This is a genomic window from Paenibacillus zanthoxyli JH29 (assembly GCF_000520715.1).
Classification (GTDB): Bacteria; Bacillota; Bacilli; order Paenibacillales; family Paenibacillaceae; genus Paenibacillus_AQ; species Paenibacillus_AQ zanthoxyli.
This window is the reverse complement of sequence record NZ_ASSD01000384.1, coordinates 1-26,807: the sequence shown is the minus strand read 5'-3', so window position 1 is coordinate 26,807 and position 26,807 is coordinate 1. Positions and strand designations below refer to the sequence as shown.

The 26,807-nt window shown below is 48.9% G+C and carries 26 protein-coding genes and 1 pseudogene; 15 read left to right on the top strand and 12 right to left on the bottom strand.

Translation table 11 applies throughout. From position 1 onward, the window contains the following. Window positions 1-688 precede the first annotated feature (688 nt). Together ctaG and L691_RS0114210 are read left to right on the top strand one after the other, a co-directional pair. The gene (gene ctaG / locus L691_RS0114215; protein WP_025691161.1) at window positions 689-1,594 is read left to right on the top strand and encodes a cytochrome c oxidase assembly factor CtaG; all 906 of its coding nucleotides are present in this window, start codon (window positions 689-691) and stop codon (window positions 1,592-1,594) included. 36 nt (window positions 1,595-1,630) lie between these two features. Further along, entirely contained in the window at window positions 1,631-2,095 is a 465-nt protein-coding gene (locus tag L691_RS0114210; protein WP_025691160.1) for a DUF420 domain-containing protein, read from the top strand. 87 nt (window positions 2,096-2,182) lie between these two features. Here L691_RS0114210 and L691_RS0114205 read toward each other — a convergent pair whose 3' ends face one another. Together L691_RS0114205 and L691_RS0114200 are read right to left on the bottom strand one after the other, a co-directional pair. After that, complete coding sequence (locus L691_RS0114205) at window positions 2,183-3,880, bottom strand: methyl-accepting chemotaxis protein (RefSeq protein WP_025691159.1); 1,698 nt, start codon at window positions 3,878-3,880, stop codon at window positions 2,183-2,185. 12 nt (window positions 3,881-3,892) lie between these two features. Continuing rightward, the gene (locus L691_RS0114200; protein ID WP_025691158.1) at window positions 3,893-5,185 is read right to left on the bottom strand and encodes an ABC transporter substrate-binding protein; all 1,293 of its coding nucleotides are present in this window, start codon (window positions 5,183-5,185) and stop codon (window positions 3,893-3,895) included. A 364-nt stretch (window positions 5,186-5,549) separates the two neighbouring features. On the opposite strand from L691_RS0114200, the gene L691_RS0114195 reads away from it, so the two are divergent. Further along, window positions 5,550-5,756, top strand: a complete 207-nt coding sequence (locus L691_RS0114195; protein WP_025691157.1) for a helix-turn-helix domain-containing protein — start codon at window positions 5,550-5,552, stop codon at window positions 5,754-5,756. Window positions 5,757-5,925: 169 nt separating this feature from the next. Here L691_RS0114195 and L691_RS28920 read toward each other — a convergent pair. The 7 genes and pseudogenes from L691_RS28920 to L691_RS0114160 all read right to left on the bottom strand — a co-directional run bounded on the left by L691_RS28920 (window position 5,926) and on the right by L691_RS0114160 (window position 12,712). Further along, window positions 5,926-7,248: pseudogene (locus L691_RS28920) on the bottom strand (ISL3 family transposase). 362 nt (window positions 7,249-7,610) lie between these two features. After that, window positions 7,611-8,501, bottom strand: coding sequence for a class I SAM-dependent methyltransferase (locus L691_RS0114185; RefSeq protein WP_025691156.1), 891 nt, complete (start codon window positions 8,499-8,501; stop codon window positions 7,611-7,613). A 57-nt stretch (window positions 8,502-8,558) separates the two neighbouring features. After that, window positions 8,559-9,992 (bottom strand): MDR family MFS transporter, encoded by a 1,434-nt coding sequence (locus L691_RS0114180; RefSeq protein WP_025691155.1) that lies wholly within the window; start codon window positions 9,990-9,992, stop codon window positions 8,559-8,561. Further along, window positions 9,989-10,906 (bottom strand): NAD(P)/FAD-dependent oxidoreductase, encoded by a 918-nt coding sequence (locus tag L691_RS0114175; protein WP_025691154.1) that lies wholly within the window; start codon window positions 10,904-10,906, stop codon window positions 9,989-9,991. Before L691_RS0114175 ends, L691_RS0114180 begins: the two co-directional genes overlap by 4 nt. A gap of 57 nt (window positions 10,907-10,963) precedes the next feature. Further along, window positions 10,964-11,449 (bottom strand): RrF2 family transcriptional regulator, encoded by a 486-nt coding sequence (locus L691_RS0114170; protein WP_025691153.1) that lies wholly within the window; start codon window positions 11,447-11,449, stop codon window positions 10,964-10,966. Between the two features lie 195 nt (window positions 11,450-11,644). Beyond that, window positions 11,645-12,355, bottom strand: coding sequence for a hypothetical protein (locus L691_RS0114165; RefSeq protein WP_025691152.1), 711 nt, complete (start codon window positions 12,353-12,355; stop codon window positions 11,645-11,647). Window positions 12,356-12,412: 57 nt separating this feature from the next. Next, complete coding sequence (locus tag L691_RS0114160; protein WP_025691151.1) at window positions 12,413-12,712, bottom strand: hypothetical protein; 300 nt, start codon at window positions 12,710-12,712, stop codon at window positions 12,413-12,415. Between the two features lie 276 nt (window positions 12,713-12,988). Here L691_RS0114160 and L691_RS0114155 point away from each other — a divergent pair, with 276 nt between their 5' ends. Genes L691_RS0114155 through L691_RS0114135 form a run of 5 tightly spaced genes read left to right on the top strand, consistent with a single transcriptional unit; the run spans window position 12,989 to window position 17,279 of the window. Further along, window positions 12,989-13,717, top strand: coding sequence for a hypothetical protein (locus L691_RS0114155; RefSeq protein WP_025691150.1), 729 nt, complete (start codon window positions 12,989-12,991; stop codon window positions 13,715-13,717). A 42-nt stretch (window positions 13,718-13,759) separates the two neighbouring features. Further along, window positions 13,760-14,167 (top strand): GntR family transcriptional regulator, encoded by a 408-nt coding sequence (locus L691_RS0114150; protein ID WP_025691149.1) that lies wholly within the window; start codon window positions 13,760-13,762, stop codon window positions 14,165-14,167. Window positions 14,168-14,170: 3 nt separating this feature from the next. Beyond that, window positions 14,171-15,100 carry an ATP-binding cassette domain-containing protein gene (locus L691_RS0114145; protein ID WP_025691148.1) on the top strand — a complete coding sequence of 310 codons (930 nt, stop codon included), beginning with the start codon at window positions 14,171-14,173 and terminating at the stop codon, window positions 15,098-15,100. A 3-nt stretch (window positions 15,101-15,103) separates the two neighbouring features. After that, window positions 15,104-16,006, top strand: coding sequence for an ABC transporter ATP-binding protein (locus tag L691_RS0114140; RefSeq protein ID WP_025691147.1), 903 nt, complete (start codon window positions 15,104-15,106; stop codon window positions 16,004-16,006). Further along, the gene (locus L691_RS0114135; protein WP_025691146.1) at window positions 15,999-17,279 is read left to right on the top strand and encodes an ABC transporter permease; all 1,281 of its coding nucleotides are present in this window, start codon (window positions 15,999-16,001) and stop codon (window positions 17,277-17,279) included. The genes L691_RS0114140 and L691_RS0114135 overlap by 8 nt, the downstream gene beginning before the upstream one ends. A 939-nt stretch (window positions 17,280-18,218) precedes the next feature. Here the strand turns inward: L691_RS0114135 and L691_RS0114130 are convergent. From L691_RS0114130 to L691_RS0114115, 3 genes are all read right to left on the bottom strand, one after another. Then, the gene (locus L691_RS0114130) at window positions 18,219-18,716 is read right to left on the bottom strand and encodes an arsinothricin resistance N-acetyltransferase ArsN1 family A (protein WP_025691145.1); all 498 of its coding nucleotides are present in this window, start codon (window positions 18,714-18,716) and stop codon (window positions 18,219-18,221) included. Between the two features lie 33 nt (window positions 18,717-18,749). Then, window positions 18,750-19,568, bottom strand: coding sequence for an arsenite methyltransferase (locus L691_RS0114125; RefSeq protein WP_025691144.1), 819 nt, complete (start codon window positions 19,566-19,568; stop codon window positions 18,750-18,752). A gap of 333 nt (window positions 19,569-19,901) precedes the next feature. Continuing rightward, on the bottom strand, window positions 19,902-20,351 hold the full coding sequence (locus L691_RS0114115; RefSeq protein ID WP_025691142.1) for a MarR family winged helix-turn-helix transcriptional regulator: 450 nt from the start codon (window positions 20,349-20,351) through the stop codon (window positions 19,902-19,904). Between the two features lie 147 nt (window positions 20,352-20,498). Here L691_RS0114115 and L691_RS0114110 point away from each other — a divergent pair, with 147 nt between their 5' ends. The 7 genes from L691_RS0114110 to L691_RS0114075 all read left to right on the top strand — a co-directional run bounded on the left by L691_RS0114110 (window position 20,499) and on the right by L691_RS0114075 (window position 26,438). Continuing rightward, entirely contained in the window at window positions 20,499-21,227 is a 729-nt protein-coding gene (locus tag L691_RS0114110; protein ID WP_156934238.1) for an SDR family NAD(P)-dependent oxidoreductase, read from the top strand. Window positions 21,228-21,349: 122 nt separating this feature from the next. Beyond that, entirely contained in the window at window positions 21,350-21,694 is a 345-nt protein-coding gene (locus L691_RS0114105; RefSeq protein WP_025691140.1) for an ArsR/SmtB family transcription factor, read from the top strand. Next, on the top strand, window positions 21,695-23,005 hold the full coding sequence (locus L691_RS0114100) for an arsenical efflux pump membrane protein ArsB (RefSeq protein ID WP_036737065.1): 1,311 nt from the start codon (window positions 21,695-21,697) through the stop codon (window positions 23,003-23,005). Window positions 23,006-23,025: 20 nt separating this feature from the next. After that, window positions 23,026-23,445: an arsenate reductase (thioredoxin) gene (arsC, locus tag L691_RS0114095; protein ID WP_025691138.1), complete on the top strand. Its 420-nt coding sequence runs from the start codon at window positions 23,026-23,028 to the stop codon at window positions 23,443-23,445. Between the two features lie 59 nt (window positions 23,446-23,504). Further along, the gene (arsD, locus tag L691_RS0114090) at window positions 23,505-23,867 is read left to right on the top strand and encodes an arsenite efflux transporter metallochaperone ArsD (RefSeq protein ID WP_025691137.1); all 363 of its coding nucleotides are present in this window, start codon (window positions 23,505-23,507) and stop codon (window positions 23,865-23,867) included. Between the two features lie 17 nt (window positions 23,868-23,884). Beyond that, window positions 23,885-25,654: an arsenical pump-driving ATPase gene (arsA, locus tag L691_RS0114085; RefSeq protein ID WP_025691136.1), complete on the top strand. Its 1,770-nt coding sequence runs from the start codon at window positions 23,885-23,887 to the stop codon at window positions 25,652-25,654. A 349-nt stretch (window positions 25,655-26,003) separates the two neighbouring features. Further along, window positions 26,004-26,438 carry a protein-tyrosine phosphatase family protein gene (locus L691_RS0114075; RefSeq protein WP_025691135.1) on the top strand — a complete coding sequence of 145 codons (435 nt, stop codon included), beginning with the start codon at window positions 26,004-26,006 and terminating at the stop codon, window positions 26,436-26,438. Window positions 26,439-26,807 lie beyond the last annotated feature (369 nt).

Genomic DNA, 26,807 nt, shown 5'->3' with positions numbered 1-26,807 from the left:
CGGTTCGGCTGAACGGGAAGTTCTCCGTCTTAATTGAGGGGGATGGGCCGGAATGGTGGATTATAGCGGAAAACCTCCGGTTTAATTCACCGGAATCGAAGTTTTGGCTGTTTTCGCTTGAATGAGAGGGAGGAATTCCAGTTTAATAGCAGAAATTGTTCGAAAAGGCGAAATAAGCAGGAGGTTTTCCCTGATATTTGAAAGCAGCTTCAGGAATGAGGTCCGCAGTGGCGGCAGAGGTAGGCTGGTATGCTGTGCATATGGGAGAGTCGCGGCAGAGGTAGCGTGTTTGCAGTTACGGATGGAGCGAGTATACTCCGTATTTGGCGAGCGGCGGTCAGGTAGGGTGGTATGCTGTGCATACAGGAGAGTCGTGGCAGAGGTAGCGGGTTTGCAGTTACGGGTGGAGCGAGTATACTGCGTATTCGGCGAGCGGCGGTCAGGTAGGCTGGTATGCTGTGCATATGGGAGAGTCGCGGCAGAGGTAGCGTGTTTGCAGTTACGGATGGAGCGAGTATACTCCGTATTTGGCGAGCGGCGGTCAGGTAGGGTGGTATGCAGTTACGGGTGGAGCGGGCATGCTCCGTATTCGGCGAGCGCCCGCTAAGCCATGCAATGGCTTCGGGTATCCGCCAGCGCCGAACAGGCGACTCATTGACGTACTTCCAAACGCGGGGAGGCTTGAACGATGCTCGGACTGAATGCATTCAGCTTTGCCGATGTATGGAGCCCGCTGTTTTTGGCGGGGATACTGGTAGCGGTCTCCGGTTATTTTGTGCTGATCGGCCCAATGGCTGGACTGTTCGGGATGGCATCACCCGCGCCCCTAAGGCGGAGGGTCTTCTTCGTCACCGGAATGGCGATGCTCTATCTGGCCCAGGGCGGGCCGGTTAGTCTGCTGGGGCATCTGATGTTTTCTTTTCATATGCTCAGCATGGCCCTGTCCAATTACGTTGCCGTCCCGCTCATCATGTTAGGCATTCCGGCGGAGCTGTGGCGCGCAGCGCTGCGAGTCAATCCCTTCCGCCGCCTGTCTTTTCTGGCCCATCCGGTCACAGCGGCGCTGTTGTTCAACGGCTTGTTCTCCCTGTACCATATCCCTGCGGTCCATGATTATGTGATGCTGCATTTTGCCGTTCACCGGCTGTATTATTTTGTGTTGTTCATCGCCTCGGTGCTGATGTGGTGGACGCTGATTAATCCGCTACCGGAGAGGGACCGCTGGGGCGGTCTGACCAAGGTGGGATTTATCTTCCTTAATATGGTGCTGCTGACCCCCGCCTGCGGGCTGATTATTTTTGCCGATAAGCCGCTTTATGCGACGTACAGCGATCCGGATGCCTGGGCCAGAGCGATGGGCTATTGCGTTTCGGGCGGCAGTGCGGCGCTGCTGCGGTCTTTTGGCGGACCGGCTTTCTTTGAAGTGATGTCTCCGAGAGTGGACCAGCAGGTTGGCGGCATCGGGATGAAATTCATTCAGGAAGTTATTTTTGCCTCCATGCTTGCTTCTGTGTTCTATCACTGGTATAAAAAAGAGAACGGGCAGGACGACGAGGAGCTTCCGGAGTCTTCGGGGGCAAAAGCGGCGAACTGACCTGTGCATCTGCCGGTGAGGTCTAGGAGGACGAATATGGATATATTCACAGTGTTTCCAACGATCAGCACATCGTTCATCGTCATCAGCGCGGTGCTTGTGGCTATCGGTTGGGGACTCATCATTAAAGGCAAACGTGAGGCGCATAAGAAGACGATGATTGCCGCCGCGATTTTTGCGGTGCTGTTCTTTCTTGTGTATGCGTCGAGAACGGTATTTGTCGGCAATACGTCATGGGGCGGGCCGGAGAGCCTGTCGGGGCTGTATCATGTGTTTCTCATTTTTCATATCGTGCTTGCATCCGTAGCCGCCGTATTCGGCATTACGACGCTGACGCTCGGCTTCAAGGAGAAATACGCCAAGCACCGCAGGTGGGGAAGAGTCACCTCTGTGATCTGGTTTATCACGGCCATAACGGGCGTGGCGGTGTATGTGCTGCTATATTTGATGTATCCGGGCGGGCATACGAAGCCGGTGTGGGAAGTAATTATGGGCGCGTAAAGCGTCCGCGAGGAAAGCTGTCCAAGAAGAAGAGGGTGTCTTAGAAGCCATGGAAATGGCAGCTAAGGCACCCTTTTGCTTGGTGGCCTATACTTTGAATTTGTTGACCATTCCAATGAGCTCTTCGGACATCTTGGCGAGCGCCGAGGCGGAGCTGGAGATTTCCTCCATCGTGGCGAGCTGCTCCTGACTGGCGGCGGAGACGCTTTCTGTGCCTGCGGCAGTGTTGTCGGCCACAGCGGAGATATGGTCGAAGGTGGAGACCAACTGCTGCGTGCTCTTCGAAATATCTTGTGAGGTGTCTGTTACTTTAGCCATCTGTACTGCAACACCCTGGATAGACGAATAGATCGTGTCAAAAGAATTGCCCGCCGCGAGCACCGCATCCATGCCGGAACTTACAACTTGGGTGCCGAGTGCCACTTTTTGCACGGTGGTCATAGTGTGTTCTTGAATGTTCTCAACGAGACCGGCAATATTCTGTGCAGAAGCGGCGGATTGCTCCGCAAGCTTACGGACTTCCGCCGCGACCACAGCGAAGCCTCGGCCTGCATCCCCGGCCCGGGCCGCTTCAATCGCGGCATTCAGGGCAAGCAGATTTGTTTTGCCCGCAATTTCAGAGATTACGTTAACCAACTGGTTGATGTTCTGAGAGCGCTCACCCAGAACCGTGACCTCACGAGAGATGTCGCTCACCGTTTCTTCGATGTTGCGCATGGTTTCAATGGCAGTGCGGATGTTCAGGCTTCCTTCCTGGGCAAGCTGCGAAGAGCTATCCGCCTCTTTAGACACCGTTTGGGCTTCGGTGAACAGCATTTCGGCTTCTTCCAACATATGATGAATGGCCTTGAGTCCGTCCTTGACCGTGCTAAGCTGTCGTTCAGCCCCGATCGTAACTTCTCCCGTAATCTCCACGACTTGCTCTGTCGCCTTGGTGGTCTGCTCTGCCCCGGCCGTCAGCTGCTGGGAGGCTGCCGCTACCTGCTCGGCATTAATGCCGACCTCCTGAATGAGCCGGCGCAGATGGTCGACCATGATATTGAAGGAGGCCGCCAATGTGCCGATTTCATCCTTTCTGGAAATCTCGAACTGCTGCATCGTGAGATCGCCGCCAGAGATAACCTTCGCAGCGTTGGAAAGCAATAGCACCGGTCTCGAAATCGACCTGCTGATCCAGAGGGCTACGGTTAACCCGATGATGATAGCCAGCACGGAAATCGCCAGCGAAAGCTTTTGCGTGGCCGCAGTCTGTGTTTTTGCGTTGGCAATTCCCTCCTTTAGCAGGCTCTCTTGAATATCCGTCAATTTCTGGGCTGCTTCATAGAATTTCTTGGAGATGGGCTCAATATTTGTTGAGCCGATTGCCATATAATCGGCTGTCTTGTTCTGTGCTTTCAGATCAAGCATTTGTTCGGCGTAGTTAGTGTACTGAATCTGCAGCAGGTTTAGACCTTGCAGCAGCAGCCACTCATCGGAATCAGTAATAATGGCCTCAAGCTGCCGGCTAAGCTTCTTGTATCGGTCAATTGCGGCCGTATATTGTTCCAGAGATCCCTCGTCCGCGTATAACAAATAGGAGTTCGTTGCTATTTTCTCATCATTGATTGCAATACTGAGGTCTTTAATCAGGCTGACGGCAGTGGAACGCTCGTCTATTAATTGCTTGTAGGTGCTCTCGATGCTGTTCATCTGGAAAAAGTTGATCGTTCCTACGACCACCAGAAAAATGAGTATCAGTGAAAAGCTGCCTAGCAGCTTTGATTTGATAGAATGCAGGATTGTCATCGCGCCACCTCTTTAGGAATTCATTTCTGCAAGCGTTGCCGTTGCCTCTTTGCGGAACTGCTGCGAGGCTGCCTCCGGCGTCTTCAGTCCATCGTTGACTTGTTTGCCCAGGCGCAGCAGCAGGTTGTTTACCTTGCTGGCTCCGCGCGGAGGCGGAGGATCAATCGGCTTGTTGTGGCTGGCGACGTACTCGATATAGTTGTACTGCTCTTTTCCGCTTTCGCCCGCTTGTTCCGATAACAATTTCCGAATCTTACCAGCAATCGGTACCCCGCGCTCTCCTTGGAGAATTTCGTTTGCCGCAGTGTCATTGGTGAAGAAATCGATGAACTCGGCAGCGGCTTCCTTATGCTTGCTGTAGGACGAAATGGAGAAGAATTGCGACGGTTTCAGATAATTTCCTTCCTCTCCGCCTTGCAGCAGCGGCAATGGCATCATGCGAATCGCTCTTCCCTTAAGCTGGCTATAGAGAATGACCCGGTTGCTCGTAATCGGGCTAAAAGCGGAATCGCCTTTAACGATCAGCGAATCCTTCTCTTCCTTAGTTCCGGAGAACTTCATTATGCCTTTGTTCACCAGTGTCTTTTGCAGTGTAAAAAAATCAGCCAGATCCTGGTCGTTCTCATATCCCAGCGCTTTGCCGTCGGTGCTGAACAGCGTCGCTCCTTTTTGCCGGATGTAATAGCTGAAGTCCAGCGTCTCCGCATCCAGCGGATAGAAATCTTCGCCAAGCTCGGCTTTGAGCTGTTTGCCTGTCTCAATCAATTGATCATAGGTGATTTCCTGCTCGGGTCCTTTGATGCCCGTCTGCTGGAATACCTTGGGATCATAAATCAATGCCGGTGCGTTAACGCCGAGTGAAATACCGTACAGCGCATTGTTGATTTTGCCTGGATCGACGTACACGCTGTCCACATCGCTCAAATTGATCGTACCCTTCTCCACAAAAGCACCCAGTGGTTCCAGCAGCTTGCGCATGGAATAATCGGTAATCATGCTGTAATCCATCTGAAGCACGTCAGGAAAATCCTGATCTGCTGCTTTTATGGCCAGTTGGTCCCAATATGCCGAAAACGGTACGGTGGAGCCTTCGATTTTAATTTCGGGATGCTGCTCTTCGAACAGCTTGATGACCGCTTCCGTTCTTTTCTGCCGATCTTCCGATCCCCACCAGAAGACTTTCAGTGTGATGCTGGTATCCTCCGTCTTGTGTTCTTCAACGGCTTTGTTGGAACATCCTGCGACAATTAAAGCCAAGCTAGCCAAGATCATTACGAAGATGCGTGTCCTTGCGTACTTCTCCACCCGTTTCCCCCCCAATAAGATAAATTACAAGCTGTTATTTATATCGGTATGGGCTAGGCTGAATTGTATCAAGTATAATTTGGAAAATGGCGATGAGGGATATCATATCGACGTACCGGGAGTATATCCGCATGATCCTGTCCCGAGCATCCTCTGTCGGTTGACAGCATAACGGAATTCATTTACGGCTACTTCAACAAAATCATGGATACGATCGAGCCGAAGGCAGATAAGCTGGAATCGCTGGCCTTAAAGCCTCTCATCGACGCCAATTATCAGGAGGATATCCACCTGGAGTTCCTGGCCGACAAGTTCCATACGACGCCGGACTATATGTCCCGCCTGCTGAAGAAGGAGCTCGGCATTGCAGGAGCTGCGGGTACAGAAAGCGAAGGAGCTGCTGGCGGGCTCCACAATGATTCAGGATATTTGGGCTTCGGTTGGGTTCAACAACCGGAATACCTTCATCCGCGCCTTCCGCAAAATCGAGGGGTTTTCCTCGATGGAATACCGGCTCCAGCATGTGGCGAACCCGGAAGAGGGCGGGCTAAGGGAGACTGATGGCGAATAGGGGAGACGGATTCGATAAAAGAAAAAAGCGTAGGAATAGAACAAGAAAATAAGCCCTGAACTGCCGCTGTTGTCCTGATGACATACTACAATCAATGAAAAAGCCATCCAAAAGGATGGCTTTTTCATCTATAATTTTGGGGTATTCGGATTTTGTGGTGGAAAAGGGCTTATAATTCGCCCTTCTCCGATTTCTCAATCAAGGTGGAAATGTCGATACCAAGCAACGTAACTTCTTCTGGTTCACACATAACAGGAGGCATCTTGAATACGGGTAAATACTCCTCCAGCTCGTATTTATCGATCCGCCGCTGATACTTAGGCTTCCGTTGTTTTGCAAGCCCCTCTGTAAAGAGCATTTTGGCTCGTAGGGCTTCGAATGAATAGCCCCTACCCAAACGATTGATGACACGGATAAGGCTATTCAGAGATTCCGTATAGGCGTTGTGACGCGGTGGTCGAAGTAGGAGAATATTTCAGCTTCCCAGTTCTCCATAGCCTTTGTAAGAGGCTCAAAAGCAGTTTGAAATTCCTTCGGTATCTTGGCTTTCCAATCGTGGTATTTGAGGTGTGCTTTCTGTCTGCTGTCGATGTCCCATAAGTCAAAGAACGATTCCTTCAATTCGTAAGCAATACCGAGAGAGGGGTGATTCTTAGTCCACAGGTCAAGCGTTACTTTGTCCATCTCTGTAAGCTCTTTGTGGCGTTTCAGGAGGATAAAACGGTCGTGCATAAGCCCGCGCCGTTCCTTTGGTGATAAGCATTCTCTAAGCTGTTTGCGGATGGTTTCTAATGCCTGGTTCGCCATACGGACAACGTGAAACTTATCAACGATGATAGTTGCTTTGGGAAGTACAGCTTTTACAGCATTCTTATAAGGATGCCACATATCCATTGTGACGTATTGTATTCTCCCTCTGTTCGGAAGACGTGAGAGATAGCCCACAACCGTTTCCTTATTTCGATTAGGAAGAACGTCCAGTAGCGTTCGTTCTTCGATGTTGGTTAAGACGCAACGGGGCTTTATGATGTGAATCTCGTCAATGCCAAGCCAATTAGGAGTTTCAAACCGAAGTGTTTCTTCAAGGTGGTTGATATAGTCACGAAAGATGTTCCGGACCGTCTTTTCGTCCATCCCAACATCATCGGAAATGCTGACAAATGTTCGTTTGAGACTTTGCTTTTCAACGTAAGACAAGAGACGCTTTGTACAGTTTCTCTTTTCGTCTATGGTGTGGTCTAACCGTTCCCAAAACGTTTGATTGCACTCACGGCATTTATACCGCTGACGCTTAATTAGGAGCCCTACACGCTTTCCGTGGATCGGCAAGTCCATACAAAGCTGATCTCTGTTACCGTGCTTGTAGAGGTTCGGTACGCACCCACAATGAGGGCAATTAGAAGGTGGAGAGTTCGTCTCCACCTGAATGAGAATATCGTGTTCATTCTCTGAAATATTAAGAAGTAAAATGAGAAAGATTTAAAATATCCATATGGCTACCTTTTTTCATCAAAATAGACTCAATTATTTTCTCTTCGAACGTAGAAGCAGCTACAACAAAGAGGCCGCGTAAAGTGAATTTATGGTCATGGCCAACCAAAGGAAACATCTGAGACGAGAAATGCAGCTGACTACCTACCACGTAATCGAAAATTCTTCTTTTTTTCTTATTGCCGCCCCTCTACATTTACGTATTTTTAAACAACGAGTTGGCTGCTGACGCCGTAGCAAGCGGTTATTGGGAGAGCGACGGCGAGCAGGCCCGTTTAGAAAATAGACGACCGCTTTTCGGTACTCGACCACCAAGTGATCTCTGATCTTTCTGAAATGAATGCGCAACCCGCCTTGTCAGACTCAAATCTCTCTCGTATACATGTTCTGATCCTGCAATCGAATCAGTACTTTGCCAAAACGTCCGCCCTCATGGATGACGACTTTTCCCGACGGATAGGCTAGCTCCAAATAGTCAGCAATGATGTTCCGATTCCGCTCATCAACAGGCAGATGGTGATGGCCAAGCCAAGTCATCGCTTCCTGCAACGCCGCTTCTCTGGAGACTTCCGTCGTTTTCGCTTCCCGCGTGATAAGCGACTCGTATGCATAACCTTTAAGATACAGCAGATGCAGCAAATATCCCATTTCCGTAAGTTTCGATTGGTAGGGTTGACCGGTGACGAGCGGCCAAATCTCTTTCACTAGGCTGTGCTCCGAATGAACGACCGGCATACTGATATAACAGAACTTATGCGCGCACTGGAGCACTTTCTCCACGCTCTCCCAATTGTGAACGACTGGGCTCATCGAAACAAAGACGAGATCGAAGGCCTGGTTCCAGCCCTTGGCCTCTACATTAATATCTTCAAACGGTACGGGGACAATCTTCACCTGGTCTTCGGCGAAGTTCGCGATGTTTTCTTCCAGCAATTCGATCAGCGGAGGAGAAGTCTCTACGGCGGTTACACAGCCCCCCCGCTCCGCAAACGGTACCGAGAACACGCCGGATGCAGCGCCAATATCCAAAATGGAGCTGTTTTCGAATTGCACACCTTGTCCTTCTAGCCAGTTCATGATTCGTTGGGTTCGTTTTCTTCCCTCTTCGCTAAACGATTGTTCGTTGAAGGTCTTGGCCTTATGGTCAAAAGATCTGGTAGGATCGATTCCATTCTTTTTCATCCTGTCGATTTTCAAATCGGACTCGTCATTCCACACTTTTTCCCATAGGGCTGCATTAAAAAAATCGTTCATGAGTATACCCCACGCTTTCCTTATGGTTTATGAATTCCCCTAAACGAACGGCCTGATTCATCCAGCCGACTGTTCATGCTCCGGCGATTTCCCTTTACGGATAAAGAGACCGAGCACGAGCGCAACGAGAGCGATGATGACGCCGAACCAGAATGCGTTGTTGATGCCGGATGCGAGCCCTTTAGCGATTTCCGTCAGAGCCTGCGGATCGCTTGCACCGCTCAAATACTGCTTCTGTCCTCTCGACATAATACTGATATATAGGGCAGTGCCGATTGCGCCGGACACCTGCTGCAGTGTATTCAAGATCGCTGTCCCATGCGGGTGCAGATGGTTTGGCAACTGGTTAAGTCCTGCCGTCTGTGCAGGCATCATGACTAGCGCGATGCCAATCATCAGCGCGATGTGAATAGCCACGAGGAAGCCGGTGCTCGTCGTTTCGTCGAATCGAGTGAATTGCCACAGTGAGATAACAGCTATGACTAATCCAGGGATGACCAGAACGCGCGGCCCAAACTTGTCAAACAGCTTGCCTGAGACTGGGGCCATGAACCCATTGATGATTCCTCCAGGAAGAAGGATCAAACCGGACTTGAATGCCGTTACCAGGAGCACGCCTTGCATAAACATCGGAAGCATGATGGCCGATGAGAAAAAGGTCATCATAAGCACAAACAGCAGCACCGCGACAAGCGCAAATGTCGGATATTTAAAAGCACGTAAATCCATGACAGGTTGCTTCAATATTAGCTGCCTCCAGACGAACAGCAACAACGCAACGCCACCCGCCGCGATCGTCCAGATGACCGCCGGTTCCGACCAACCGTGTTCGCCGGCACTGCTGAATCCATAGACGATTCCGCCAAAGCCGATCGTCGACAACACGATGGATAAAAAATCCACACGCGGTTTGGTGACTTCCGACACATTCTTCAACACAGCGGCTCCGATAATAACGGAGAGCAGCGCAAACGGTGTTACGAGGTAAAACAGCCAGCGCCACGAAAGCCCGTCAACGATTAAACCCGATACGGTCGGGCCAATCGCCGGCGCGAACATAACGACGAGCCCTAACGTCCCCATCGCTCCACCCCGCTTTTCCGGCGGATAAATGGTCATGATGACGTTCATGACAAGCGGCAGCAGCATGCCGGTCCCGACCGCCTGAATAATCCGTCCGATTAGCAGCACGCTGAATGTCGGTGACACCGCTGCGATCACTGTACCAACAAAGAACAGGCCCATCGCTGATAGAAAAATTTTCCGGGTCGAGAACCATTGCTGCAAAATTGCCGTCACCGGAACAAGCACGCCAACGACGAGCATGAAGGCAGTGGAAAGCCACTGGGCCGTCGCCGCAGACAAATCAAACGATTTCATCAAGTCGGGAAGGGCATTACCCATCAACGTTTCGTTCAAAGCGGCGACGAACAGGCCGATAATCAGGGCAAACATGATCGGGCCGCGCTTGATATTGTTCAAATTACTCATCCTTTTCTCCCCCAAGCCTCTGTATTTAGCTCATTATTGATGACCGCGGCGACAAATGCGCCCATCGAGGCAGCAGCTATGGCCTGATGCATTCGCGATGCTGCATCCCCAGCGCTATAGACGCCCGGAACGTTCGTTTTTCCGAAGTCATCGACGACGACAGCCCCCCATTTCGTGATCTGACATCCGATCGTTCGCGGCAAGTCCGATCCCGTAACCAGCTCCGGTTTGAAAAAGATCCCCGTGCATGGGACGGTCGTCCCGTCTTCAAGAACGACTTGCTGCACGATCCCGTCGCTGGAGTCAATGTGCCTGATTGGTGAGTCGAACAGGGGCACTTGATGCCGCCGGAACTCCTCGCGCTCGGCATCCGTCAGTTCATCAGGGCCATTCGTGCAGACGGTAAAGCGGTCCGTCCATCCGGATATGAGTGGAGCAAAATGCATAAGCTCAGCCCCCTTCGTAATGATGACAAGCGGCTGATCCCTTAATTCCCAGCCGTCGCAATACGGGCATACAAAAGCGCTTTTTCCATATACCTCCTGCAGTCCCGGAATGTCGAGCGGCTCATCTTTCATGCCAACAGCAAACAGAACTTTTTTGCTTGCAAAGGTTTGTCCTTGATCCGTCTCAATTTGAAACTGTAAGTCGGTTCCCGCGATAGACAACACCGTATCCGTTACGAATGATACGGAGGGATAAGTTCTGATCTCTTCCTTCGCAATGCGCCGAAATTCGCTCGGACTGATTCCGTCGCGGGTAAGAAACCCGTGGACCTCACGAGTTACAGCGTTGCGGGGACGACCTTCATCGATCACCGCCACCTTTTTCCTTGCCCTCCCAAGCACCAGGGCGGCGTTCAACCCAGCCGGTCCGCCGCCAATAATTGCGACATCGAAAATTTGTTTTTCCATTGCTAACTGACACCTCCATAGATCGATAATATCCATAATTAGAATACAAGAAGTGCATCACTTCTTGTTTACCTCGTGGCTGCAACGCTTGAATGCCTCATCCAATACCGACTGAATCGTATGTTCCTGTAAGTATTGGTGCAGATGCTGTTCCGCGCCGTTCATAACTTTCTCAACCAAACATTCGTTTTTTCCCGGACGTTTCTGATCCCGCCCAGCAGCCCCCTCTTCCGCTAACAACCGATGCTGCCGCGAACTCGAATTCGAGCATTCGAATAACTGCTGTCTTCCTTCAATCACTTGAATCACATCAAGAAAGGAAATCTGATCCGCCGGCCGCGCTAGCTCGTAACCGCCGTTCACCCCCGGCACAGCACGTACGATTCCATCCTGCCTCAGTTTGGACATGATTTTGGATAAATAGCTTTCGGAAACACCAAGTGCTGAAGATAATTCCTTGATCCCGACGTTGTTGCAACGCTCCGAATGTCCCAGATGAACTAAAGCGTGTAGGGCATAATCCGTGCTTTTGGAGAACTGCAAGTTTCCCTCCTCCCTTCCCGAATCATCATTAATATGGACCTATAGTATCCATAATAAACGATTCAACTCCAATTTGCAATGACTTTATTGATCCGAACTCCGCTTCCAATTGTGGGTGAATCCGGAAATCGCATCAACGGTGGCTGTCTCGCTTTCATTATGTTGAAAAAATGAAAATTCATGCAACGATTCTTATTATCCCAGAGGATGAGTTATCCATGAATTTTCCACCATGTAATCCGATTTTATGAACAATGTCGCGAAGAGCTTTTCCACCACAAATTCCGAATAGCCTAATTTTGTTGCTGCAACCTGGTTTAGAGCCGAACGTTCAAGTTCTTCCAAATCACGGCGAATAATATCTTCTGTCAAAGATTGCGAACCAGCTACCCAGTCCTTCTTTTTCCGACGGCCAACGACTTGATGAAATGCGATGATTGAATCAAAATCCGACGAGGATGCGGGCCGACGCGCTTGAGATGTTATTTGATTATTCAACATGCGTTTCATAAGATCCACTCCCTCTTTTAAAATGTGAAGCTTGTCCCATACTGAAAGGCCTCCGAAATCTGGGAACCGTTTATCAATATTAAAAATATACCCCGCATCTAGAAACCATTTATAAATCAAGCTTGCATCATTAGGTGTGATTTTCAATGTTTCGAGTTCTCGAACGTTAAGAACATGGCCAAATTCATGCTCCAGCGATTGTGCGCATCGCTCGTGGACATTCAACAGCCTGAGATTTTCAAGCAAATTATTTTGCTCATCTGTATCCATAAGTCCTTTCATAATTAGGGACCTAGCTTCTTTCCGGTATAGCTTCTGCTCTTCTTTATACCTTTGTTCAGTATCGTCAGGCAAAAGTATGATCCGTTCTTTTTGAGAAGAAGGTGACTTATACATAAGTGCAATTCCATCGCCGGGCAGATGAGAGCGAAAACGAAAATAGAGATTAAATACTTACACTTCTTGAAGACGAGCTCCCCGGCGAGTTGCTATCTTAATTCCGCCATTCATTTCATGCTTTGTTCTCGGAGGATATGTATATTGAACTTGATCGCTGTGTTGAATTAGTTCTAAAACAAGACCAAGCTTTTCTCGAACATTGCGGTAGCGGGGTTTCTCGAATTCAAGATTAACTTGATCAAACTCATCCCACGTACCGTATTCCACTTCATCAATTAGAATATGACAATCATCATCTTCTAACCCCAAGTAAATGATATCTGTTACATAGTCTAATTTAATTCGGTTATCCAATATTTCAGCTCCCTGTTCTCACTTACAAAACGATCTACAATTATGCTGGCTCTATTATTGTACTGTATTTCCAGCTTCTGGACTATGTTTTACTCACTATACCCTTTGGCACAATCGTTTTTGGTAACGTTACATCTCCCCCAAGTTAGAATTTTTAATCTATCTTCTTGACGTTGGAAAAATAAGGACATATACTGTTTATATAGATATATACAGTAAGCACACATAAGCACACATAAGCACACGTAATCACACATTAAAGCGAGGTTAACCTTCATGCAAACATGGAAAGATTCCTGGTTTATGATCCGGGGGGATTTGCGGGGCGACAAAATAAGGCTGCTATTCACTCTGCTGTTCTCCATCGTCTTTATGACTTATCTGGCGGGACTGATGGGATTACTCGTCAATGAATCGGCGGACACCCATCAGCGAAGCGTTTTGCCAGACTATTTGCTGCTGGCTATAGTTCCGTTCCTCGGAGTTGTGTATTCCCGCCGTGCGATGAAGTATTGGAGCTCGGATTCCTACACGAAAATGCTGGCGTATCTGCGAAGCATGCCCATCCCGCTGAAAGCCGTCCTATGTAAAAGAAAGCTGCAATCAGTCATATGCTTCGCGCTGAACGGCGCATTGTTCTTTGGACTGGTCTACGCGCTTGCCGGCCATCTCAGAGCTTCCATCTCACCGCTCGGGTATGTCGTGTTTTCCTTTACCTGGATCGGCTATGGACTGGCAGTGACGGGGTTGTACATTTTCATCGAGTTCCTATACAGCGGCAAAGCTTATTTCTGGCTCCTTCTGCTGCTGATGCTGATCGCGCTCGGAGCGGCCATGCTGGTGAAGCTGTCCGGCGGCAATCTGCTGTCCTACAGCCTCGCCTGCTCGAAGGAGTGGGGGCTGCTGTCTCCCCTGATGTGGGGCACGCTGCTTGCGGGCACAGTGTCCGTGCAGCTGTTCTCCAAGTGGACGATTGTCAGGCTGAAGAGCCGGGACCTCGTATGACGGGGGACGTAACGGCTAGCGGGCGGGAAGGCGGTGTAAGCATTGTGGATTCCTATACAAATTGATGAAAAAAGCGCAGAGCCGCTGTATCACCAAATCGAGACGCAGCTTAGGTCGCTGATTATAAGCGGCAATCTCGCTGAAGGCACGCTGCTGCCCTCGATCCGGGAATTTGCGGGAGATTTGAAATGCAGCGTGATTACGGTTCGCCGGGTGTATCAGGATTTGGAGGGCGAAGGACTGCTGCGGACGCGGCAGGGAACCGGAACCTTTGTCTCCCATGTCGGAGACGGGGCGAGAGAGGAATACAGGCGGGAGACGGTCCGCAAAGCGCTGGAGGCGGCGGTGGATGCCGGTCTTTCTGTTCACTTCGGCCGCGAGGAGCTTGAGGAGCTTTTTCGGGAAATTGTAAAGCACAAATATGGGGAAGAGGACAAAAAGGAGGAGTGAGGCATGGTTCAACTGGCGGTGGAGATGCGGAATGTGATCAAGAAAAGGCGATCCAAAACGATAGGGCCGATCAACCTGGAGCTGCCGGAGGGGCATATCATCGCTCTGGTGGGGCAGAACGGTTCGGGAAAAAGCACGCTTCTGAGCATGCTCCTGAAGCTGTCGCTTCCGGAAGAAGGGACCATAAGCTGGTTCGGGAATAGCGCCGAAGGCGAGCTCCCGATGGAAATCCGGCGGAGCATTGGCTATGTGCCGGAATCCCCAATCCAAGAGGAGAGCCACTGGACTCCGGAAGAGGCCGCCTGTTTTCGCAGAAGGTGGTACCCTGACTGGGATCAGGCGTATTTCCAGGCGCTGCTGGACCAATTCGAAGTGCCGCGGGGGATAAGGCTCGGCAAAATTTCCAAAGGCGAGCGCCGCAAATTTGAAATCGCCGCCGTGCTGGCCGCCGGTCCGAAGCTGCTGCTGCTCGACGAGCCTTCGTCGGGGCTGGACCCTTTTGCCTGGCGGATCATGATCGAGACGTTCCAGCGCTATATGGATGAGCGACAGGCCACGATTATCATCTCCACGCATATTGTGGAAGAGGTACGCCGGCTGGCTGACTACATCGTCCTGCTGCATAAAGGGGAACTGCTCGGCATGGCGGAGAAAGACAGCCTGCTTGGCATGTGGAATGAAGTTTGGGTTGGTGCGAAGGACGAAGAAGAATTGGCGGAGCTTGCGGCTGAACTGCCGGAGGCGCTGGAACTAAGTATCCAGGCTCCCGGCATGGCGAGGATGATCACCTCCCGTTTGCCGGATTTAGAGAAACGCTTATCGGATTTGGGCGTAAAGATGATCAAGAACCGCATCCTGGATTTGGAAGAGATTTTGAGTTTGTGGACCATGGGACACCGTCCCGAGCTTGCCGATTCAAAGAGAGGAGATTGACGAATGGAAGCATTGAAGCTGGAAGGTGTTGTGAAGCAGTATGGAGACAAAACGGCGGTGAATGGAATTACCCTTGGCGTCGAGCCGGGGGAAATCTACGGTCTGCTGGGGGCCAACGGTGCGGGCAAGACGACGACGATGCGCATGGTGCTTGGCCTGATTTATCCTGACGGAGGGACTATCCGATATAAAGGCAAGCCGTACAGCAGCGAGCTTCAGTCCATCATGGGCTATCTGCCCGAAGAGCGGGGGCTGTATCCCAAGGTAAAGGTCAGCGAGCAGATTAACTATCTGGCGCGTCTTCGCGGCATGTCCGCAAGCGATGCCGACAAGAGCCTGCGCTACTGGTTGGACCGCTTCGAGGTGCCGGATTACTATAACAAAAAAATCGAGGAGCTGTCCAAAGGTAATCAGCAAAAAATGGGCTTCATCGCCGCCGTTGTACATAAGCCGCAGATTCTCATTCTGGACGAAGCTTTCAGCGGCCTTGATCCGGTCAACGTCGAGCTGCTTAAAGATACGGTCAGGGAGCTTCGCGACCAGGGCACAAGCATCCTGTTCTCAACTCATCGGATGGAGCATGTCGAGGAGCTGTGCCGCCATATTACGATTCTGGACCGCTCCAATACGGTCGTGCAGGGCGACCTCCGCGAGATCAAGAAAGGCTATCCCCGGGAAGAGGTGCTGCTGCGTACACCTGGCGAAGTGACCGGCCTTGACCGTATTTCCGGCGTGACCGCCGTAGAGCGGCAGGAGAGGGGATATCTCGTTCGGATATCCGAAATCGGCGCGGCTCAGCGGATTCTGGGGCAAGCGATGGAGCAGGGCGAAGTGGAGCATTTTGAAATCAAGGAACCGACGTTAAACCAAATCTTTATCAGAGTGGTGGGTGAATCTCATGAATAAGATGGGAACGATTATCGGATTTACGTTCAAGAACAAGGTGAGAACGAAATCCTTTCTTGTAACAACGCTGATTTTGGTTCTGCTGCTCAGTATCGGAATGAATATCCCTTATTTTATCAAAGTGTTCAAGGGTGAAGACGGAAGCGGGAGCGCTTCAAGCCCGGGTGTTCACATTGCGGTCATTGCGGAGAACGGCAGCCGCGCGGCGCAGCTTCTGCAGACTTACGCGCAGCAACCCGGAACGGGAGCGACGGTCGTTCCGTACGCTTCGGCGGATGATCCCGGCCTGAAGAAGGCTTTGTCGGACGGCAAGGTCGATGGATACCTTACCTTAACGGAGCAGGAGGGTACGGGGCTCGGTTCGGTCGTCTACCATTCCAAGGACGACAGTTCAGAGGAGCAGAGCTTCCTCCGGAGCGCTCTCCAGCAGGTTAACGCACAGCTGATCGCGGGCGACCGGCTGACGCCGCAGCAGATCGCAGCCATGAATGCGCCGGTGCAGCTTGGCACCGAGAAGATCAGCGCGGACGGCGAGTCGGCTCAGGATAAATCGCATCCGTTAATCAACTATGTTATTGTCTACGTCTTGCTTATTCTGTTCTTTATGTCGATTATGATGACCGGCAATATGATCGCGGCGGAGGTCACCTCGGAGAAAAGCTCGCGCATCATGGAAATCCTGATTACCAGCGCCTCGCCGCTGGCGCAAATGTTCGGCAAGGTGATCGGTATCTTCTTGGTGGGGCTGCTGCAAATCGCCATTATCGCGGCAGCTATCGCCGCCAACCTGATGCTCCCGCATAATTCGGGTGTTCTGAAGGATTTCAATCTCAACCTGGGGCAGCTCAGCGTTAGCCTATTGGTGTACGGAATCATTCTTTATATTCTCGGCTATTTCCTGTACGCCCTGATGTACGCCGCCGTCGGCTCTATCGTCAGCCGTACCGAGGATCTCGGGCAGGCCGTAATGCCAATCATGATGCTCGGCTTCGTGAACTTCTACGTTCCGCTGTTCAGCATCTCGAATGCGAACACCCTGCTGATCAAGGTCACAAGCTTTATCCCGTTCACTTCGCCCCTTAGCATGCTGCTCCGGATCGGCGTCGGCGACGTCGCTGTCTGGGAAATTATCCTGTCGCTGCTGCTTCTGCTCGTTACGATCTTCGGCCTGGGCTGGCTGGCCGCGAAGATTTACCGCACCGGCGTGTTGATGTACGGCAAGCGCCCGAGCATCAAGGAGCTGCGCAAGGCGATGAAGGCTTATAAGATCTAAGAGGGTGACTGATTTATGTGAGTAACAATTATAAATGAGACAGATGTAATTAATAAATGAGACTTTTTACAATATATGTTTGAGATAATTAAGAACCCCTGATACGTCAAAAACACTGATGTATCAAGGGTTTTATATATTTTTCTATAATACACAAAATAAAATGAACCTGGTGTGAAGAGTAATCTCCGAATAATAAATATCTGCAACTATAATTAAGATTAATCGTTACATGAGTGTGTATCTAACTAAACTTAGTTGAATGATTTTTACTGGTAATGCCCAACGCCAACCGCTGCTCGGTTCTTTCCTTTACCGGGCTGCAATTCGTCGGTATTTAGCCCCAGGTAGATTGAGATCCTTGGAGCAGAGCATTCTCTAGTAAAGCTTCACGAATCAAATCAGAGGGAACGCGACGCAGAAATTTGGAGGAGGAATTGAAAGTATTTCAGACCCTTCTGGCAGACCGCGTTGAGGCAAATAATACCCGATCATATTGGAAAATACATTGCCTTGATTGTTGTATAACACCGCATGAGTCTGTCCATTTTCACAAATCGAAAGGAAGGATATTATGATTATATAACGAGTGTTTTTGACGATAGGTATAAGTTTATTTGCTTTTTTCAGGTTATTCGAATCCCCCGTCTGCATTCAGCAACGTTAATGTACCTGGAGCTACCGGATATATGCAAACAGCTAACACTTAAGCCCGTCCAAAGGAAAGAATGCGATTATTAACTCGGTTAGCCTGGCAAATTCTTATGATACTGTTAGTGAATTGACATATAATTCAACATTAATGGTAGAGGTCAAATCGCTAGAGCTCGATCTGATCTGCTACATATACCAGTTGCTGTTCCGGAATTAAAAGAAAATGAAGCAGACTATACAGCTCTGCTTCATTTTTTGTCTAGGTTTCCTAGCCGTAAGGTAATTTTATTTGAGTAACTTTTCCATGATCATGACATCGATATGTTTTTCTTCTATAATTCCCTGCTTTTCAAAAATCCCAACTTCGCGATATCCCATTTTCCGATATAGCCCCTGGCCTTGTTGATTAAAAGGAAATGTAAACAATACGATTTTATAGAAGTCCTTTTCTTTGGCCTGATCTTCTAGTGCCTGAAGGAGAGAACTCCCAACTCCCTGTCCTCGTGATTCACGGTCAATATAAATGGAGAGGTCGGCTACACCGCTGTAAGCACAACGATGAGAATATGGATTTAGGGAGGCCCATCCGAGCACCTGACCGTCCTTCTCTGCGATCAAAACAGCATATCTACCCTGATGCTCCCGAAACCAGGATTCCATGTAATTCAGGTCTTTGGCATCCGTTTCGAGTGTGGCTATGCGGTCCTCAATCCCCTGGTTGTAAATACGAAGGATAGGGGCAATATCATCTGAAACAGCCTGACGAACCGTGAGTGTGGATATCATTATTTTCCCTCCATGGATTAGACCTTAATATTATTTGATTGCCTTAATCACAGCGGACACAATGTAATTTTCAATGTTGGAACCAGGAACCCAATCTTTAATAAAAGCTTTGGATTCATCTTTAGGTTCGATGGAAATATCGGTAAATCCGCTTTGTTTAAGCATGGATTCCAGTGCGCTTATCGATGAAGCGCCAGAAATACAGCCGGAGTACAATTGATCGAGATCATCCTTGATTTCCGGAGGAAGCTCAGCAGTCGTTACAATGTCTGAAATAGCGAGTCGGCCCCCTGGTTGAAGAACACGAAACGCTTCATGGAATACCTGCTGCTTGTCAGGGGACAGATTAATCACACAGTTGGAAATAATCACATTAACCGTATTGTCAGCCACGGGCAAATGTTCAATTTCACCTAAACGGAAATCGGTATTCGTAAAATGGCCCCGAGCAGTGTTCTCCCGAGCACGGCTGACCATTTCCGGTGTCATATCCACACCGATGACATGGCCAGTTTCGCCGACCTGACGAGAGGCCAGGAAGCAATCGAATCCGCCACCGCTGCCCAAATCGAGAACCGTTTCGCCTGCTTGGAGCTCAGCAATAGCTTGCGGGTTGCCGCACCCCAGGCCAAGATTAGCTCCTTCGGGTACTGTAGCTAATTCATCCGTAGAGTAACCGAGCTTTTCGGAAATGGCATTAAAGTCAGTGGGGGTATCACAGCATTCGGCTGAGCTGTTAGAACGTTCTGAGGAACAGCATGAAGAACTCGATTCGATTTTTTGTACAGCGAATCGTTGATACCGGGTTCTAACGTTTTGGCGGATTTGGTCATTTGTAAGTTTGGTCATTGGGTAACACTCCTTTAGAATTTTAGTTTCATAACATAACTCGAAGGTTCTTGCCAAGACTAGCAGCAAGGCTCATAGCTAACAGGGGATGTAGAGATCGAAGAAGAACCTTTTTGGGACAGCCATTTGCGTAAAGAGAAGGTTTTCTTTTGTGGAAATTTCCAAGCGTGTAATGCCTTCCTCTGCAGCTCAATTTCTTGATACTTCGTTAAGTACTCCGCAACATAAAGATCTCCTAACATAACTTCCGCCTCCTTAGAGAATGTTTATCCTTAAATCTTAATGAAGATTAATAACTATAACTTGCAATTTGCAATTATATGTTAAGAGAAATCACCCAGTTACAGGTGCGCTGCATCTGCTTGATTTCCCCATAGCCTCATTAAAAAGCTTTACTGAGCGTAGTACGGTTTCTTTCTCAAACTCCGTCATGTACGAGAAGACTTCGTCCAGATAATCGTTCATTTGTTGATCAATCATACCGGCGATCATTTTGCCTTCCGCAGTCAGGGAGAGGGTATATACCCTCCGATCATTAGGATCGGGCGTTTTCTTGACTAAATTCATCTGGATCAGTGATTGTACTTGTCGGCTAAAGGTCGTTACTTCTGTTCCCAGCGCCTCTGCAACCTCTTGCATGGATGGCTTGTGCCGGCGGTCAATTTCATAAAGTAAGTGGCTTTGGGCCAAAGAGATATCGCAGCCGCCAACTGAGCAGCAATATTTATTGAGCAGTCCAAAGCGGCGGGTCATGATTTGAAATAGCTCTCGCGGATTTTCCATTGTGTCTCACCTCGTGATTTAAGTTATAACTCATTAATTTGCAATATGCAAGTATAAAACTCATTTTTTTCTGCTAATTATTGTATGATACTAAAGTTGGCAAATGAAATGATAGGAGTAATCTAATAATTGAGGTGTGGGGTTAACATGAATTTTTTAGGTAAAACGATTCTGGTCACTGGCTCTGTTTCAGGCATAGGAAGGAGCTGTGCAGAGTTATTATTGGAACATGGGGCTTCTGTTGTGGGGTTAGATGTTAACCAGAGCACCATAATGAATGAACGTTATAGACACTATCATGCTGACATTAGAGATGAACTCAAAGTAATCGATGCATTAGATGAAATTGAAGCATTGTACGGGAAGATTGACGGACTGGCCAACTGTGCAGGTGTATATGCAAGTTCAAAACCATTTTATGAGCTGGACATTGAGGAATGGGATAAAGTCATCTCTACAAATCTTACCGGACTATTCATACTTACCAAACATGCGGCTAAAAAAATGATCAAAAACAACATAGGTACAATTGTTAACGTTAGTTGTATAAGATCAAGAATTTTTAGACCGGATATGGCTGACTATGCCGCCTCCAAGGGAGGGGTCGTCGCATTGACATCCGCAATGGCATTGGATTTACAGCAATTCAACATAAGAGTGAACTCTGTTGCGCCCGGATTTACATACACTGGAATGACCGCGAAATCATTTGATAATCCGGAAGTAAGGGACTTTTCGGAAAAGACCATACCCTCTGGTAAAATCGCATCATCAGTGGATGTTGCGAAGGTCATATTATTTTTGTTATCGGAGATGGCAAATTATATAAACGGCGAAACCATATTTGTTGACGGCGGCTTTAAAATATCCAAATGACGAGCTGTAGACAGCATTAATAATAAAGACATCCAAATATTCATGAGAACGATGAAACTTTATATCAGCCATTGCTTATATAAGCACATAGTTATATAATAATTGGCGAAAGGAGGCGGAACATGAGCTTTGAAATGGGTGATTTAGACGAAGTATCACAGACATTAAAGCTTTTGGGAGACAAGACAAGGCTGACAATCATGAAGCTTCTGGAGAAGCAGGAATGCTGTGTATGTGAGCTCGTTGAAATTTTTAAAACGAGTCAGCCGTCGGTCAGCCAACATTTACGGAAGCTTAAGGATGCCGGTCTTGTTAAGGAAAATCGGAAAGGCCAATGGATTTTTTATTCAATTAATCCAAACAGTCCTCAACATGAGTTAATTCAACAATTGATTGCCTTCGTTCCTTCACAAGATCATGAGCTGGAAGAACTGGATAAGAAAGGTCTGAGAATTTCATGTAATTAAATGGAGGTCAGCGGATTGGTTTCGGTACTACTAGCGAGTTTCATTTTTGTGCTTACGTTAATCTTTGTCATTTGGCAGCCCCGGAATTTATCGATTGGATGGTCGGCCTGCGGCGGGGCCGTATTGGCGCTGCTTGCGGGCGTTGTCAGTTTTAACGACGTGCTCGATGTTACCCTGATTGTGTGGAATGCTACGCTAGCGTTTATTGCAATCATACTCATTTCTTTAATCCTTGACAAAATTGGCTTTTTCGAATGGGCTGCCCTACATATGGCCAGAGCCGCACGCGGGAATGGAATCCGGATGTTCATCTATGTCACCATTCTTGGAGCGGTTGTAGCCGCGTTTTTTGCCAATGACGGCGCAGCTCTCATCTTGACTCCGATTGTGCTTGCAATGGTGCGCGCACTGAATTTTGATGAGAAAAAAGTATTTCCGTTTATCATTGCCAGCGGATTCATTGCAGATACGACTTCATTGCCGCTTGTCGTCAGTAATCTGGTTAATATTGTTTCCGCCGACTTTTTTGGAGTCACCTTTATGGAATATGCGGGACACATGATTATCCCTACTTTGTTTTCGCTTACTGCCAGTATTCTGGTGCTGTTCATTTTCTTCCGTAAAAGTATCCCGAGACAGTTTGACGGCTCTCAGTTAAAAAATCCTGAAGAGGCCATCAAAGACAAGAGGATGTTCAAGTTATCCTGGCTTGTCCTTGCGGTTCTTCTGGCCGGATACTTCGTCAGTGAATTCCTGAACATTCCTGTTTCCGTGGTAGCCGGGATTATCGCGATCTTTTTCCTGATTATGGCTAGAAGAAGTCCTTTCGTACCAACAATGGAAGTGGTTAAAGGGGCGCCCTGGGCGATCGTATTCTTCTCCATAGGGATGTATGTCGTAGTGTATGGACTCCGAAATGCCGGACTTACGGATGTCCTGGCTAATGTGATTCAAGGCGCTGCTGATCAAGGTCTATTCGTCGCGACGATGGGCATGGGCTTTATAGCGGCGATCATTTCATCGATCATGAATAATATGCCTACGGTCATGATTGATGCGCTTGCTATCGACGCAATACACACGACAGGAATTATTAAAGATGCTTTGGTTTACGCAAATGTCATCGGTTCGGATTTAGGGCCGAAGATCACACCGATTGGTTCGCTGGCTACCTTACTCTGGCTGCATGTACTTTCAACCAAAGGTGTGAAGATATCCTGGGGGACCTACTTTAAAACAGGGATCATTTTGACGATTCCAACACTATTCATCACCCTTCTGGGACTCTATATATGGTTAACCATTCTTTAATTTAAAGGAGACGATTACTCATGGATAAGAAAACCATTTACTTTTTGTGTACAGGGAACTCCTGCCGGAGCCAGATGGCGGAAGGCTGGGCGAAGAAATACCTCAGCGATGGCTGGAATATTTACAGCGCCGGTATTGAAGCGCATGGTCTAAATCCCAAAGCTGTACAAGCCATGAGCGAAGTGGGTATTGATATCTCGGGGCAGACCTCCGATATTATTGATTCGGAGTTGCTGAATAACGCTGATCTAGTCATCACGTTGTGCGGGGATGCCGCTGATAAATGCCCGATTACTCCTCCGAAGGTGAAACGCGAACACTGGGGGTTTGACGACCCGGCCAAAGTGCAGGGGACCGAAGAAGAGAAATGGGCGGTGTTTCAGCGGGTCCGGGATCAGGTTGGAGCACGTATTAAACAATTTGCCGAAACCGGCGAATAATGAATAGTCCGGCCGGGAGAGATCCCGGCTTCTTTTTCAAAGAAGGGAGAATTCGGTGTATGAAATCCATAGAGATTTATGATCCGGCCATGTGTTGCTCCACAGGAGTATGCGGCCCTGTTGTTGACCCGGAATTAATCCGCATCTCAGCGGTGGTCCATAATTTGAAGAAGAAAGAATTTAGCGTGTCCAGATATAATTTGACCAGTGAGCCGGATGCTTTTGTAGCCAATACTGTGATAAGACAGCTGCTTACTGACGAAGGACCGGATGTGCTGCCAATTATCCTATTAGATGGACAGGTGGTTAAAAAACAAGGCTATCCCTCAAATGAAGAACTGGAAGAATGGACAGGAATCCCGGCATCCGAGCTCTCCCAAAAACCCAAGGTGCGTATAGAGCTGAAATTGAAATCAAAATAAGGGAAGGAAGGATCGACATGTCCACCCGGTTTGATCCATTAGCCATCCTGCGTACTCCATATTTGTTCTTTACAGGCAAAGGAGGGGTAGGTAAAACTTCAACAGCCTGTGCAGCGGCGGTAGCGCTAGCCGACTCGGGTAAACGGGTTCTGCTTGTAAGCACCGATCCGGCTTCAAATTTGCAGGATGTTTTTGGCATGGAACTTTCCAATCAACCGACTGTGATTGAGCGTGTTCCTAATCTTTTTGCCGCGAATTTAGATCCGGAGACGGCAGTGGAAGAATATAAAGCAAAGGTGGTCGCTCCCTACCGGGGTGTTCTGCCCGATTCGGTGATCTCCACGATGGAAGAACAGTTGTCGGGGGCATGTACCGTAGAAATTGCTGCTTTCGATGAGTTTACAACCCTCCTGACCGATGAACAATTGAGATCGCAATTTGATCATATCCTGTTTGATACTGCGCCCACAGGCCACACGCTGCGCCTTCTTCAGCTGCCGTCCGCATGGAACGGATTTCTGGAAGAAAGTACTCACGGAGCTTCCTGTCTGGGCCCGCTGGCCGGACTGGAGCGTAAGAAAGAGGTCTACGAGCAGGCTGTACGGACGTTATCGGATCAACTTGAAACGACTTTGGTGCTGGTAACACGCCCGGATCGGACGCCTCTGCTGGAAGCGGCAAGGGCCGCTGAGGAACTTCGAGAGATCGGCGTCACGCGTCAAATATTGATCGTTAACGGTCTGCTTCAACTACCGGAATCAGAGGACCCGATTTCATCCGGGCTTTATGAACGGCAGCAGACTGCTTTACGTGCAATGCCTGATATACTCACAAATCTGTCTGCATTCCATATTCCGCTGGTCGCTTACAACATCTTGGGAGTCAACCGTATGCGGCAGCTCTTTAAACCGGCTGAGCCTGTCTCTCTTGAAGCTGCGTCCGAGGAAGCGACGCCCCGCTTACCATCTCTATCTGCCCTGATCGACGATGTCGAGCAAGCCGGCATCCGTATTTTGTTCACGATGGGCAAAGGCGGGGTGGGCAAAACAACCGTCGCTTCCGCTCTGGCCGTCGGTTTGGCGGAACGCGGTCATAACGTGCACCTCAGCACAACGGATCCCGCCGCTCACATTGAGACCCTTTTCGGCAAAGATGCCGGATTGGTATCTCTAAGCAGAATCGACCCTAAGGCTGAAGTTGATCAATATCGCCAAGAGGTCATCAGCCAGAATGCCGAAATCCTGGATGAAGAAGGCCTTGCTGTTCTTGAAGAGGACTTACGATCACCCTGTACGGAAGAAATCGCAGTATTCCGGGCTTTTGCTGAGCTCGTTGAACGCTCCAAAGATCAGATCGTAGTCATTGATACCGCACCTACTGGCCATACGCTCCTCTTGCTGGATGCCAGCGAGGAATATCATAAAGAAGTCACCCGGTCTGCAGGTGAGGTTCCGGATTCGGTTCGAAAGCTTCTTCCGAGGCTCCGCAATGCGAAGGAAACGGCAGTAATTATCGTAACCTTGGCAGAAGCAACTCCTTTTTATGAGGCCTCCCGGCTGGAGGAAGACTTGAAGCGCGCCGAAATCTCCGTAAGATGGTGGACTATCAACCAGAGTTTGGCTGCCTCCGGAACCGGGGAACCAGTATTGAAAGGCAGAGCCATGGCGGAGGTTCAATGGATTCGGGAAATCAACAAGAGGGCCGGCGGTCAGGCGGTGATCATTCCCTGGAGACCGAAAGAGATCCGCGGAGTAGAGCAGTTGAAGGAACTTGCACACCTTCATTAAAGACGAGGAGAGATACGGATGGTAATCACAGATGGCGCCAAACACTACATTGAAGAAGCAATGAAAGAATCAGGTGTACTACCTTGAGATTCGCTTTCGCCGGAGGGGGCTGCTGTGGCCTGAATTATCAAATGATGCTTGACACACCTCACGAAGATGACGTGATCCATGTGGTCAATGATATTCAAGTGGCATCTGATCCCCAGGTTGCCGATCTCGTTCAAGAGATGGCTCTCGATTATGCCCGAGACGACGAAGGGGCTGGCCTGGTGATTAGTAGCGGCGGAAGCTGCTTTTAAGGAATGGTAATGCCAATTTGATTTGACATATGAATAAAAGGGAGATTCCTATGACTAAAACTTATCAAGCTTTGGTAGAAGACAAAATTTATTTTGGCGGAGCTCAAGATGTCGAACAAATGGTTAAGGAGGAAGGCGTCGAGGTCGTAGTGGATCTGCGCGAAGAGGCGGAGGAATGTGCTTATCCAGTAGATACTGTTCAGTGGATTAAAGTACCCTTGGGAGACCATGCAACAGAGCCGGAAGGAGAGCTCTTCCGCACGGCAATTCAGGAAGTGGTGGGCGCTTACCGAGCAGGAAAGAAAGTTGCCTTTCACTGTGGCGGGGGAAAAGGACGCACGGGTACCGTGGCGGTCGGAACACTGCGTGAATTGGGGCTTGCCGAGTCTTTAGAAGAAGCTGAAAAACAAGCAAAAGCTATACGGCCCATCATTGCAGTAAAGCCAAAGCAATGGGAAGCGTTAAGAGCCATTTATCCTCAATAAGCATTTAAAAGGAAACAGGAATTATCAGAAGATTCCACTCCTTAAAAGTTGATATTAAGAGCCCTTATGCTGAAGAGACTATTCTCAAGGAATAGTCTCTTTGTCATTCTATTGCTTTATGAAGTTATACATGAAGGTGAGAATGATGTGTTTGAGACCGGGAAAATAAAGTTGTAGACTGAGCGCGGTTAACATTATTCAAGTCATTTGATGTGTTATAATCGGCGGGCATGGTTGTCCATTAAACAATAAGATTATATAAGTCCCGATCGGGAGCACTGAATCATTTAGTTTTAAGATGCTCGGTAGAGTTGAAAAACCCAAGGCGTAATAGGAGGCCACTGAAAAAGTCCAAATCTTAGAACAGGA